The organism is Neisseria lactamica (assembly GCF_901482445.1).
Lineage (GTDB): Bacteria > Pseudomonadota > Gammaproteobacteria > Burkholderiales > Neisseriaceae > Neisseria > Neisseria lactamica.
Genome location: NZ_LR590477.1, coordinates 1,433,024 through 1,446,108, shown reverse-complemented (window position 1 = coordinate 1,446,108; position 13,085 = coordinate 1,433,024). Strand labels below are relative to the sequence as shown.

General features: G+C 52.3%; 10 protein-coding genes. 4 read left to right on the top strand and 6 right to left on the bottom strand.

Annotation, left to right across the window (positions count from 1 at the left end; translation table 11 throughout):
* Positions 1–581 precede the first annotated feature (581 nt).
* From FGL10_RS07655 to ribF, 5 genes are all read right to left on the bottom strand, one after another.
* Entirely contained in the window at positions 582–1,694 is a 1,113-nt protein-coding gene (locus FGL10_RS07655; protein ID WP_003711253.1) for a zonular occludens toxin domain-containing protein, read from the bottom strand.
* A gap of 9 nt (positions 1,695–1,703) precedes the next feature.
* Positions 1,704–1,994: a DUF2523 domain-containing protein gene (locus tag FGL10_RS07650; RefSeq protein WP_003711252.1), complete on the bottom strand. Its 291-nt coding sequence runs from the start codon at positions 1,992–1,994 to the stop codon at positions 1,704–1,706.
* Positions 1,995–3,341, bottom strand: coding sequence for an IgG-binding virulence factor TspB family protein (locus FGL10_RS07645; RefSeq protein ID WP_232043758.1), 1,347 nt, complete (start codon positions 3,339–3,341; stop codon positions 1,995–1,997).
* Between the two features lie 692 nt (positions 3,342–4,033).
* The gene (gene ileS / locus FGL10_RS07640) at positions 4,034–6,823 is read right to left on the bottom strand and encodes an isoleucine--tRNA ligase (protein WP_003711249.1); all 2,790 of its coding nucleotides are present in this window, start codon (positions 6,821–6,823) and stop codon (positions 4,034–4,036) included.
* A 142-nt stretch (positions 6,824–6,965) separates the two neighbouring features.
* Positions 6,966–7,886 (bottom strand): bifunctional riboflavin kinase/FAD synthetase, encoded by a 921-nt coding sequence (gene ribF, locus FGL10_RS07635; RefSeq protein WP_036470573.1) that lies wholly within the window; start codon positions 7,884–7,886, stop codon positions 6,966–6,968.
* 554 nt (positions 7,887–8,440) lie between these two features.
* On the opposite strand from ribF, the gene FGL10_RS07620 reads away from it, so the two are divergent.
* Both FGL10_RS07620 and FGL10_RS12610 read left to right on the top strand, forming a co-directional pair.
* Positions 8,441–9,076 (top strand): opacity family porin, encoded by a 636-nt coding sequence (locus tag FGL10_RS07620; RefSeq protein WP_036470799.1) that lies wholly within the window; start codon positions 8,441–8,443, stop codon positions 9,074–9,076.
* 44 nt (positions 9,077–9,120) lie between these two features.
* Positions 9,121–9,303, top strand: a complete 183-nt coding sequence (locus FGL10_RS12610; protein WP_080549691.1) for a hypothetical protein — start codon at positions 9,121–9,123, stop codon at positions 9,301–9,303.
* A 156-nt stretch (positions 9,304–9,459) separates the two neighbouring features.
* On the opposite strand, the gene FGL10_RS07600 is transcribed toward FGL10_RS12610, so the two are convergent.
* Entirely contained in the window at positions 9,460–10,416 is a 957-nt protein-coding gene (locus tag FGL10_RS07600) for an IS110 family RNA-guided transposase (RefSeq protein ID WP_003711642.1), read from the bottom strand.
* A gap of 401 nt (positions 10,417–10,817) precedes the next feature.
* On the opposite strand from FGL10_RS07600, the gene truA reads away from it, so the two are divergent.
* Together truA and porB are read left to right on the top strand one after the other, a co-directional pair.
* Positions 10,818–11,621 (top strand): tRNA pseudouridine(38-40) synthase TruA, encoded by an 804-nt coding sequence (gene truA / locus FGL10_RS07595; protein WP_003711606.1) that lies wholly within the window; start codon positions 10,818–10,820, stop codon positions 11,619–11,621.
* 337 nt (positions 11,622–11,958) lie between these two features.
* Positions 11,959–12,972, top strand: coding sequence for a trimeric porin PorB (gene porB, locus FGL10_RS07585; RefSeq protein ID WP_036470733.1), 1,014 nt, complete (start codon positions 11,959–11,961; stop codon positions 12,970–12,972).
* Positions 12,973–13,085 lie beyond the last annotated feature (113 nt).

Sequence of the window (13,085 nt, the reverse complement as noted above, 5' to 3'; positions counted from 1 at the left end):
ATAAAAAAGGAAAAGGGGGTATTCGTAAAGATTGGGCAAAAAGCGCGCCCAATCTTTACAAAGCTTCCCCCTTTTCCTTTTTTCTGCCCTATTTTCCTGCACCTACAACCCCCGAACGAAGCGATTCCAGACTGAGACACTTTAAAAAAAAACAGCCATTCTAGCAGTTAACCCCCTTCACTCCGCTCAAGCCATCCTGAGGGGGCGGGGGCTGAAACCGAAAGATTTTTATTTTGAATGAAAGGAACTTTATGACATAGATTCAGGCGCGAGAGGCGCGAACTTTAAAAAGAGCGGCGGGGATAAGCAAAAATCCCCAAGCTGACAACAAGGGGATTTTTGCATTCCTGCCAAGTGTGAAACTTACAGGAAAATCAAATGCAGATAACTTTGAAATTTGGCAAACTGCTTTTGACTATCACGATTGATATACGGTTTATTCTAGCCGTTATCATACTGATAAGTCAATAACCCACGACAAGAACCGCCCGATTAAGGGCGGTTTTCTAATTGAAAACGCCTCCGCCCGAATCTTCAAATATCTTGCCCTTTTCTTCCCAGTTGTCATACATCAAGTTTTGTTAGGGCTTTCCGCCCATTACGAGAACTTGGGGCTTTCCGCCCATTACGAGAACTTGGGGCTTGTCCGCTTTCGCGGACTGTGCCGCCTGTTCCGTCCTTTGCTGTTCGTCCTTGTAGGGATTAAAGGGTAAGCCGTTTCTTGCGTAATCTTTGCACATTGCCTTTGTAATTTCCTTCAAGGGCGTTCCCTGTTGGGAATAACATGTGCAATCTGATTTTCCGCCTTCTATGCATCCTGCGATTTGCTCAAAGGTTTTTACTTGTCGGACTGTGTTATAAATAGGCTTGCTTTCGGGCTTTTCGGATAAAGTCGGCACAAAGTCTTCGGGTTTCAGATTGTCGGAATGCTCAAAAGGCGCTGTCTCTGATGATGCCGTCTGCTCCGTCATCGTCTGCACAACGCTTTCTTTTTGTGCTTCCTGCTCAATCTGGCCGCCTGTGTTTTTGCTGTAAACTTGAAACATACCGTAACTTTTCCAGCCTATAAACCCTATAATCGCAATCAACGCCCAAACCGCCCAAGGTACTTTTTTCTTAAACTTTTGGTGTTGGCTTGCGGATTTATAGTATTTGAAGGCTTCTTTAGGCGGTTTCCAACTTGCGACTTCCACGCCGCTTACACCTGCCGGATTGTCCAACGAGGTTACGCATTTATACCAAGAATACTGTTTCATGCCGATTGCCTTGCGTTCAAGGTGTACATGCTTTGAAACAAGGTTGCGGACAAATATATCAAGTTGGCTCGGGTGCTGCGTCATCAAAATGACGGTATGCCCGTGATGGCGTAATTCTGTCAGTTCCTGAATATAGGGCGGAACGGGACGGCCTGCCGCGCGTACCGGGTAAGTGTAGTGCGCTTCGTCAACAATCAGCACCGCGCCTTCCGGTATGACATCACGAAGCGGGGCGGACATGATTTGTTCTTCCGTCAGTTCGTGGGCATTGAACTTGCGTTTGTCCAATCCGTCGATATGGCAGAAATAAAGCGGCCTGTCTACCTCCGTGCCGTCTTCCAATTTCATTTTGAACAATCCGTCTTCGTTGTTCAAAATCATAGAGACGACACGAGAGGTTTTGCCCGTCCCCATATTTCCCGTAAACAAATAAATCATGTTTCTGCCTTATCTCGGAAAGACAAACGTCAGTTTTTTCAATGCGTGCATACCAATAAAGAATGAAAACGCGCCGAACAGATAGCCCAAACCCTGCCCGAATCCCGAAATTAAAAGAAGGTTCAATATGTCGGAAGGCATGGAATTGATCGCGTTGGCCGTGTAATCCTTGAACTTGTTCAGTGCGATGAGATACCCGGCATAGGTTACAAATGTCATACCCGTTGCAATGATGATTCTGACAATCAGCATTTTCAGGAGTATGCCTAAAAGTGGAATGAGACCGGCGAGCAATGGCATTTATTTCCCCCTCAACGAACCGAAAACGACAAAAGCCGACATAATGATAAAGGCGAGCAGTACGGCAAATCGGATTTTTTCCGCAAACACGCATAACGGCTCATAGCTTGCCTGATATTGCCTACCGAAAACATGAAAGGTTTTCGGCTGCGGACATACGCCGTTAGACGGTAAAAAGTTATCTGAAGACCATGTTTTATCGTCTGTAACCTGCGGTATTCTTATATCGTCAAACATGCCGTCTGAAGGTTTGCCCATCTCCTGACAGGCTAGGATTTTCGGAAAATACTTGCATAAAAAACCACCGTCTTCGCCTTCTTTCCTTTCTTTGCCGTCCCTGCCGTTTGTGCGCCCCGGAACGGCGGGGGAATCGGGGCTTGTGCCGGGCTGTACGTCCGTATCGGGATTTGCATCGGGATTCAAATCGGGGTCGGGTTCGGGGTTGGGGCGCGTGCCGGGGTGCTCATTGGGGTTCGGGTTGTTTGCAGGGTTTTCGGCGGGCGATACTTCGGGCAGCGGGCGGACATTAGGGGCTTCCGCGCTTCCGGGTGTGAGATCGGGACGCGGGACTACTTGAACATCGACCGTGTTATTGCCTTGCGCATCCCTGCCGAATGTTGCGACAACTTGAACGGGATTCCCGTTCCTGTCCGTGACGGGCCCCATATTCACTTTTGTTCCGGGTGCAACTTCTACTTTTTCGGAATAACCGGGATATCCGGTTGCCTGTATATATTTGTCGGGATTGGCATCGACTTTTAAAGCCAAAATCTCTTCCAGCTTTTTGGCATCCATTTCTTCTTTGTATTTTGTATTGCGTCTAAGGGAAAAACTGATGAAAGATCTTGCGTCATTTATATCTTCACCGACAGTGCAACTACCGCCGTTCCAGTCGAAATAACAACGGCTAAAATTGTAATTTTTAAAATTAACAATATCAGGATTATGCCTATTCTTTTCCCAATACGAATTGAATTCGATTTCAAAGCGCGTCCAAATGCTTGTTTTATCGCCAAGCTGCTTGCCTTTTTCATAGATTCGTACATATTTTGAAGACTCACGCGAACCTATGCCGTAGGTTTTACCCCTCGTCATTTTGGCTTCGTCTTCTTCCTCCCAGTCAGAGCCTAGGCACTCGCCCTTCGGTTTAACGTGATGGCACGTAAACAAACCTTTGTTGCGGTCTTCTCTTGCCTGATTCGGGCTGTACTCTCCGTTGAAAAAGTCTTTTGCGATGTCAACGCGCGTTATTTTTGGACGAATCGCATTTGTCAGAAAATCAAAAAGCCTTGATTCCCATCCAATATTTGCAGCATTGCAGCCTACCGCCGTCAATTCAAAAAGCATCGTGTTGTTTTGGCCGCCGAAATGGACGCGCCCATATTGGGCATTTTCCGTTCCCATCAGCCAGCAGCCCTCATAGAAACGCCCGCCTGAATGCTTAGCTTTTTCAATGATTCCGAATCCGAAAATTTCTTCCATCTTGTCTGAAGCCGCGCGGATGAAATCGTCATCATCGAACAAATCAAACGAAAGTCCATAAACATGGAAAAACGTGTCTTCATGAATTGAAAATGTGATTTGGTCAATGAAAGCCGAATCTGATACACCGCGCCGAAGAGGAACGCCTAACAGTTTTCCTTTGCCGTCCGTTATGTACGTTTCGTAACATTCGAAGACTTCCTGAACCCTGCCCGCCGTTTCGGTTTCTGTACCCCCCCTGTTAGATAAGGGGGGAAGGTTTGAAGCGGTTGCCGGCTTCCTGCCGTCCGCTAAAGCGTCCGTCATCACGCCGGCAACCGCCTTTTTCATCCCTTGCCTATCTTCCATGGTGCGAATCCTCAAAAACGGGCAAAAAAAAAGCCCTGTTACTTGTAGAAAGTAAAGGGCGTTAATTTTTGTTAATCGTCCCTTCTTAGGGACGAAATATATAAGGTTTTAGATTGCGCGAATTTATCCCCTCCGCCATTATGAAGACAAATCGCGGCACAAAAAATGCCGTCTGAAACTTCTTTCAGACAGCATTTGTCCAAACCCCGTCAGGCGTAATGGCGCGTTTCGCCTTCTCCGCCGACATTCTCTGCACAGCGTTTGCAGACGGTTTCATAGCCTGCAACCGCGCCCACATCGCGGGTGTAGTGCCAGCAGCGTTCGCATTTTTCGCCGCTGCCGGCTTTGGCGGCAACGGCAAGTTCATCACCGACTTTCACTTCTGCTTTAGACACCAGCATGGCAAAGCGCAATTCTTCGCCCAAGGCGTTCAGGTAGCCGGCCATTTCTTCCGGCGCGGTGATTTCGGCTTCGGCTTGCAAGGACGAACCGACGGTTTTGTCGGCGCGCAAAGGCTCGATGGCGGCGGTAACGGCTTCGCGCGCTTTGCGGATTGCCGTCCATTTTTTCACCAGTTCGGCTTCGGCCTTTTCGTTGATGGTCGGGAACTCGTGCCAAGTGTGGAAGAGGACGCTGTCTTCTTCGCCGCCGCCGATGATGTCCCACGCTTCTTCGCCGGTGAAGCACAAAATCGGTGCAATCAAGAGAACCAAACTGCGTGTGATGTGGTACAGGGCAGTTTGTGCGCTGCGGCGGGCGCGGCTGTCGGCTTGGGTGGTGTAGAGGCGGTCTTTGAGAATATCAAGGTAGAACGCGCCCAAGTCTTCCGAGCAGAAAGAAACAATGTCTTTTACGGCGAAGTGGAAGGTATAACGCGGATAAAAATCACCGGCAACGCGTTCTTGCAGCCGCCTCGCCAATACCACGGCGTAGCGGTCGATTTCCACCATATCCGCCTGTTGCACGGCATCTTCAATAGGATTGAAATCGCTCAAGTTGGCAAACAGAAAGCTCAAGGTGTTGCGGATACGGCGGTAGCTTTCGGTTACGCGTTTGAGGATTTCTTTGGAAATCGCCAATTCGCCGCTGTAATCGGTGGATGCCGCCCACAGGCGCAGGATGTCCGCGCCGAACTCGTTATACACTTCTTGCGGCGCGACGACGTTGCCGATGGATTTCGACATTTTGCGCCCGTTTTGATCCACCACGAAACCGTGGGTCAGAAGCTGTTTGTACGGCGCGCGACCCATTGATGAGGCACAGCCGGTCAGCATAGACGATTGGAACCAGCCCCGGTGCTGGTCGCTGCCTTCGAGATACAAATCCGCCGGCCATTCCAATTCTTCGCGTTGTTTCAAGACGGAATAATGGGTCGAGCCGGAGTCGAACCATACGTCCATCGTATCGGAAAGTTTGTCGTAATGTTCGCAATCTTCCGTGCTCAAGAGTTCGCTCTTATCAAGAGAGAACCACGCTTCGATGCCTTTTTCTTCGATTTTTTGGGCAACTTTTTCCAACAACTCGGCAGAGTTCGGATGCAGTTCACCGGTTTCTTTGTGAACAAAGAAAGTCATCGGCGTGCCCCAGTAACGTTGGCGTGAAACCACCCAGTCGGGACGGCCTTCAATCATCGCTTCCAAACGCGCGCGCCCCCAAGACGGGAAAAACTCGGTATCGTCAACGGCTTTGATGGCTTTGTCGCGCAGGGTTTTGCCGTCGGCACCGGCTTTGTCCATACCGATAAACCATTGTCCGGTCGCGCGGTAAATCAGCGGCGTTTTGTGCCGCCAGCAGTGCGCGTAGCTGTGTTCGATTTTGCTGCTTGCCAAGAGGTTGCCGGTTTCTTCCAGCCATTGCAGGATGACAGGGTTCGCCTCCCAAACACGCATACCGGCAACGCGCGGCGTTTCGCTAATGTATTTGCCCTCGGCGTTGACGGGGTTGTAAAGCCCGATGCCGTATTTGTTGCAGACGGCGTAGTCTTCCAAACCGTGCGCGGGAGCGGTGTGCACCAAGCCGGTACCGGCATCGGTGGTAACGTGGTCGCCGTTGAGCATAGGAATATCGCGTTCCAAAAACGGATGGTTCATGTGCAGGTTTTCCAGCTTGTTGCCGGTGGTTTCGGCAAGGATAGCGATGCCGTCTGAAAAGCCGTAGCGTTTCAAAGCGTCTTCCGCCAAATCTTTCGCCAGCACCAATTTGCCTTTGGGCGTATCGATTAATTGATACACCACGTCCGCCCCGGCCGACACGGCTTGGCTCGCCGGCAGCGTCCAAGGCGTGGTCGTCCAGATAACGGCAAACGCTTTGCCTTCGATACCTGCCAAACCGAATGCGGCGGCAAGCGCGGCAGTGTCTTTAAACGGATAGGCAACGTCAATCGCAGGCGATACTTTGTCTTTGTATTCCACTTCCGCTTCCGCCAGCGAAGAACCGCAGTCCAAGCAGAATTGAACCGGTTTCGCGCCCCGGTAGAGATAGCCCGATTTGTAGATTTCGCCGAGCATACGCACGGTATCTGCTTCGGTTTTGAAATCCATGGTCAGGTAGGGCTTGTCCCAATCGCCCAACACGCCCAGACGGATAAAGTCTTTTTTCTGACGGGCAACTTGTTCGGCGGCGTATTCGCGGCACAATTCGCGGAAACGCGCTTTGGGCATGTCTTTGCCGTGCAGCTTTTCTACCATCACTTCGATAGGCAAACCGTGACAGTCCCAACCCGGCACATAAGGCGCGTCAAAACCGGCTTGGGTTTTGCTGCGGATAATGATGTCTTTGAGAATTTTGTTGACGGCATGACCGATGTGGATGTCGCCGTTGGCATACGGCGGGCCGTCGTGCAGGATGAACTTCGGACGGCCTTTGGCGATTTCGCGCAGTTTTTGGTAGCGTTTTTGCTCGTACCAGCTTTTCAGCCATGCAGGCTCGCGCTTGGCAAGATTGCCGCGCATCGGAAACGGGCTTTCGAGCAGGTTTACGGTTTTACTGTAATCGGTCATTTTTTAATCTCTATTGTTACAATAATTTCGGTTTCAGACGGCATTGCGCCCCAAACAGTATTTCACAACGGGAAAACCCTGTGCCGTCTGAACAGTTAAAAGATTGATTGTAGCCCAATCGGATGGTTTGTATAAGGTTTTTCTACCAACGCCTTGCGGCTTCCATATCGGCTTCAATCTGCCTTTTCAGTTCTTCCATACCGTCAAACTTTTCCTCATCGCGCAGTTTGTGCAGGAAGCGGACGTTCAGCCCCTGCCCGTACAAATCGCCTTGAAAGTCGAACAAATGGACTTCAAGCTTTTGAAAACGCCCGCCGCCGACGGTGGGATTGAAGCCGAAGCTCGCCACGCCGCGCCGCGTGCCGAACACGCCGTCTGCTTCGACGACAAACACGCCGCCGAGGGCATAACGGTGGCCGGGCAGGCGGATATTGGCGGTCGGGGCGTTTAGGGTGCGCCCGAGTTTTCTGCCGTGCACCACCCTGCCCCCCAAAACGTAGTCGTGTCCCAAAAGTTTTTTCGCATAGGCAAGGTTGCCGTCTGAAAGAGCCTGGCGCACGGCGGTACTGCTGGTGCGGATGTCTTCGACGATGACGGAAGGCGTGCGCTCGGTTTGCATATCAGGCTGTTGTGCCAAAAGTTCAAAACAGCCTTCCCGCCCCGCACCAAAACGGAAATCGTCGCCGACGAGCAAATAGCGCGTATTCAAAGTTTGACGCAGCAGGCGGTCGATAAACCCCTGCGCGGATATTTCGGAAAAATGCCTGTCGAAACGCAAAACCCAGACGGCATCGACGCAGCCCGTGCCTTCCAGCAATTCCAGCTTGGTACGCAGGGGGCTGATGCGGCACGGCGGGGTTTTGCCGGTGCGGCTTGCAAAAAATTCTTTAGGTTGCGGCTCGAAAATGACGGCAACGACGGGCAGGCCGCGCGCATCGGCTTCGAGGCGGAGTTTTTGGAGGATGTGTTTGTGTCCGAGGTGTACGCCGTCGAAATTGCCTATGGTAACGGCGGCACCCTGTGGAAAGTCGGGCGCGTTGTGCCGCCCAAGCCTGATTTTCATCGTATTCCCTTTTCGGTTGAAACCCCGCCACTCGGACATCTGTCCTTCGGGGCGGTAGAATCAGAATTTATTTGGGAGGGGCGTAACCCCTTCCAAATCAGGGCAACACATAGGGCGACGCTTTATGTGTCGTCCTGTGTGTTGAAACATTGTTGCGTTCGGGAGTGTGGTCAAACAGGCGGCCATTGTAAACGGTATTGCGGTTTATAGACAGTGTGCCGCCCGTTCCGCCCGAAGCGGAAAATACCCGAAAATTTACCGCCGCCGAACGCCCCGGAGCACACAAACGCGCATCAGGCGCAACCCTATGTGTTGAAACATCACCCCAAACCCGATACAATCCGCCCTTGAACCATCAGTGAAAATCGTTCTTTTTTAATCAGTTAAACCGAATCTCGGAGCCGAAAAATGAATCCAGCCCCTAAAAAACCCCTTCTCTTCTCTTCTCTTCTCTTCTCTTCTCTTCTCTTCTCTTCTCTTCTCTTCTCTTCTCTTCTCTTCTCTTCTCTTCCGCAGCGCAGGCGGCAAGTGAAGACAATGGCCGCGGCCCCTATGTGCAGGCGGATTTGAACTACGCCTACGAACACATTACCCACGATTATCCCGCCGACAACGCCAAAGTCTTCGACGACTACCGCGACATCAAAACCCGCTCCACACACCCACGCCTTTCCGTCGGCTACGATTTCGGCAACTGGCGCATCGCCCTCGATTACGCCCGCTATAATAAGTGGAAACACGGCAAGCATATTCGCACAGAACAAAACAAATCAGTTCAAAACGGCACTTCTGTCAAACTAATTGCCGACCACACCGACAAAGGCACATTCAAAGCCGAATCCAACTACGGCATCTCCGCCATCTACGATTTCGATACCGGCACCCGCTTCAAACCCTATGCCGGCGTACGGGTTGGTTTAGGCAAAATCAGACACAGCATTGCTTTAGAAGATAAAGCTGAAATAATTATTGGCAATATTCCTAACGGAGGGTTGAAAGATGTCCACCCGCCCGTCCACGAAAGCCACAGCATCCGCCGCGTGGGCTTCGGCGCAGTGGCAGGCGTAGGCATAGACATCACGCCCAAGCTGACCTTGGACACCGGATACCGCTACCACTACTGGGGACACTTGGAAAACACCCGCTTCAAAACCCACGAAGCCTCATTGGGCGTGCGCTACCGCTTCTGATTCCCCGATACCGATGCCGTCTGAACCTTCAGACGGCATTTTTGATGCACTCGCCGTTTCAGGCGCGGGGCGGACGTGGAAATACCCGAACCGTCATCCCCGACAACACCGTAATCTTGAAACCCGTCATTCCCGACAACACCGCAATCTTGAAACCCGTCATTCCCGCGCAGGCGGGAATCCAGACCTGTCGGTGCAGAAACTTATCGGGTATAACGGTTTCTTGAGATTCCGCATCCTAGATTCCCGCCTGCGCGGGAATGACGGCATCGGTTTGTCGGCGTTTCATTTGCCCCCATCCCGAAAACGCAAACAATGCCGTCTGAACGCTCTTGTAGCAACTGTATTTTTCACCCCGTCGGGCAAAAATACCAAAACTCAAATCAAGCCGTCCGGATATCGTTTTCGGCGGTATCGTTTTCGGCAAAATAATCACGTATCCGGGCATTCAATATCGTCAGCAGTTTGCGCATACATGCCGTAACGGCAACCTTATACGGCTTACCCTCGGACAGCAGGCGTTGGTAGAAATCCCGAATAAGCGGTTCAAAACGTGCCGCTGCCACGGCAGCCATATACAGCGCCTTACGCACCGCAGACCTTCCGCCGAAGCAGCGGCTTTTGAATTTGGTTTCCCCGCTCTCCCTCGGGTGCGGGGCAATGCCGATCAAACCCGCTATCCGTTTGTGGCTCAGCCGCCCCAACTCAGGCAGCATCGCCATCAGCGTAGCCGTCGTTATCGAACCGATGCCTTTGATTTGCTCTGCCACTTGGGCTTTGCCGTCAAAATGCGTGTGGGTGTGGTCGTCGATTTGTTTGTCCGATTCGCCAATCAGCCGGTCAAAATGGGCAATCAGTTGTTTGACGCTTCCGACTTGCGTTTCGTGAACCTGATGCAGACGGTTTTTCTCGGCAGTCCGCATATCCACCGGTTGGTTGCGGCGGTTGACCAAGGCTTCCAACACTTCTTCCGCTTCGGTGGGCGGTTGGTAGGGCATGGTTTGCCAACCTTCTTTCTGCATCATCATCTGCGCGAAGAAGGCGGGCATTTTGGCATCTTTGGCATCGGTTTTGGTCAGCGGCTGCGACTGGGCAAACTGATGCGTCTGACGCGGGTTGGCGATAATCACGGCTATGCCTGCCCGGCGGATGGCTTTGGCGGCGGGGATTTCGAGACCGCCGGTGCTTTCCGTCACGACGAGGGCGACGTTGTGCTTTTTAAGGTATTCGACAGTATGGGCGATACCTTTTGGGTTGTTGGTTTCGGTTTTGGTTTTAGACAAAGACGAAACGGCGATGACGAAGTTTCGTTTGGCGATGTCGATATAGTGAATTAACAAAAATCAGGACAAGGCGGCGAGCCGCAGACAGTACAAATAGTACGGCAAGGCGAGCCAACGCTGTACTGGTTTTTGTTAATTCACTATGCCTGCGTAATGGTATCGGGTACTCATCATCAACCTGCCTTGCATTCGGTTGTGTTGTCCGGCAACTGTCCGGTTGTGTCGATGGGTTGCCCTGCCGCTCCCTGAGCTGCGCAACGGTTGTGTGCCTTGGGTGGGCGCGGGTGGCGGCCGGGCGGTTTGTTGCTATGATACGGTGATTCCAATATACAAGGGTGGGCTTCAGCCCACCGATTCCGCCAATTTCACCGCATCAAAGGTTTTGGCGATTCGGCAGTTTCGTTTCCCCGCAAAATCTGAGATACAATGCCGTCTGAAACCCACCGGCAGAATCCGCAATGAACACACAACCCCCCGACACGCAACGCTGGGCATTGACCCTATCCTACGACGGCAGCCGTTTTTACGGCTGGCAGAAACAGGCGGGCGGCGTGCCGACCGTTCAGACGGCATTGGAAGACGCGCTCGCCCAAATCGCAGGAGAATCTGTCGCCACCACCGTTGCCGGCAGGACCGATACCGGCGTGCACGCAACCGCCCAAGTCGTCCATTTCGACACCGCCGCCCGCCGTCCGGCACAAGCCTGGATACGCGGCACAAACGCCGCGCTGCCCGAAGGCATAGCCGTTTTGCACGCCCGGCAGACCTCCCCCGGATTTCATGCCCGCTTCGACGCATACGGACGGCACTACCGCTACCTGCTCGAATCCTCCCCCGTCCGTTCCCCGCTGTTGAAAAACAGGGCGGGCTGGACACACCTCAAACTCGACATCGGGCCGATGCGGCAGGCTGCCGCCTTATTGGTCGGCGAACAAGATTTTTCCAGCTTCCGCGCCGCCGAATGCCAGGCAAAATCCCCCGTCAAAACCATTTACAGCGCAACCCTTGCCCAAACCGGCGGGCTGATACGCCTGGATTTGCACGGCAACGCCTTTTTGCACCATATGGTACGCAACATTATGGGCGCGCTCGTCTATGTCGGCAGCGGCAGGCTCAGTGTAGAGGGTTTTTCCACCCTCATACGGGAACGCAGCCGCCTCAAAGCCCCCCCGACCTTTATGCCCGACGGGCTTTACCTGACCGGTGTCGATTATCCCGAGGCATACGGCATCGTCCGCCCCGATCCCCCCAAATGGCTTTAAACCGGCATTTCGGGCGCATTCGGTGCGGCAAACCCCGTTGCAGCGGCAGATTTCATTCCCGCCCCGCCCCTTTTCCGATAAGTGTTGTAAAAATGCAAATTTTAAAAGCAAATCACAACACAATGTTTTCAAACAAGAAAAACAAACAAATCCCCTTCAGCTTCCAATTCCGGTACACGCATTGCCCGTATCGGGCGGGCAGAAGTTTGTTTTTTTGGGCGGGAACATTTATAGTTTCAAACAAGGAATCGCCGAAAACGTCGGCGGTAAATGCAAAGCTAAGCGGCTCGGAAAGCCCGGTTCGCTTAAATTTCTTAACCAAAAAAGGAATACAGCAATGAAAAAATCCCTGATTGCCCTGACTTTGGCAGCCCTTCCTGTTGCAGCAATGGCCGATGTTACCCTGTACGGCACCATCAAAGCCGGCGTAGAAACCTACCGTACTGTAAAACACACAGACGGCAAAGTAACTGAAGTGAAAACCGGCAGCGAAATCGCCGACTTCGGTTCAAAAATCGGCTTCAAAGGTCAAGAAGATTTCGGCAACGGCCTGAAAGCCATTTGGCAGTTGGAACAAAGCGCCTCCATCGCTGGCACTAACAGCGGCTGGGGCAACAAACAATCTTTCATCGGCTTGAAAGGCGGCTTCGGTACCGTCCGCGCTGGTAACCTGAACAGCATCCTGAAAAGCACCGGCGACAACGTCAACGCTTGGGAATCCGGCAAGGCTACCGAAGACGTGCTGCAAGTCAGCAAAATTTCCGCTCCGGAACACCGCTACGCATCCGTACGCTACGACTCTCCCGAATTTGCTGGCTTCAGCGGCAGCGTACAATACGCGCCTAAAGACAATTCAGGTGCAAACGGCGAATCTTACCACGTTGGTTTGAACTACCAAAACAGCGGCTTCTTCGCACAATACGCCGGTTTGTTCCAAAGACACGGCGAAGGCACTAAAGCCACAGTCGGCGAGCCTGTTGAAAAACTGCAAGTTCACCGTTTGGTCGGCGGTTACGACAATGATGCCCTGTACGCTTCCGTAGCCGTACAACAACAAGATGCGAAACTGGCCGCTGCTCCCAATTCGCACAACTCTCAAACCGAAGTTGCCGCTACCGTGGCATACCGCTTCGGCAACGTAACGCCCCGCGTTTCTTACGCCCACGGCTTCAAAGGCACTGTTGCTAAAGCAGACGGCGACAACCGTTACGACCAAGTGGTTGTCGGTGCGGAATACGACTTCTCCAAACGCACTTCTGCCTTGGTTTCTGCCGGCTGGTTGCAAGAAGGCAAAGGCGCAGGCAAAACCGTATCGACTGCCAGCACCGTCGGTCTGCGCCACAAATTCTAATCTGCAAAGATTGGTATCAACAAAAAGCCTGTCGTCAGACAGGCTTTTTTCTGTTTTTTGTTTTTAGCGAGCCGTAGGGTGGGCTGTAGCAACTGTATTTTTCACCCCGTCGG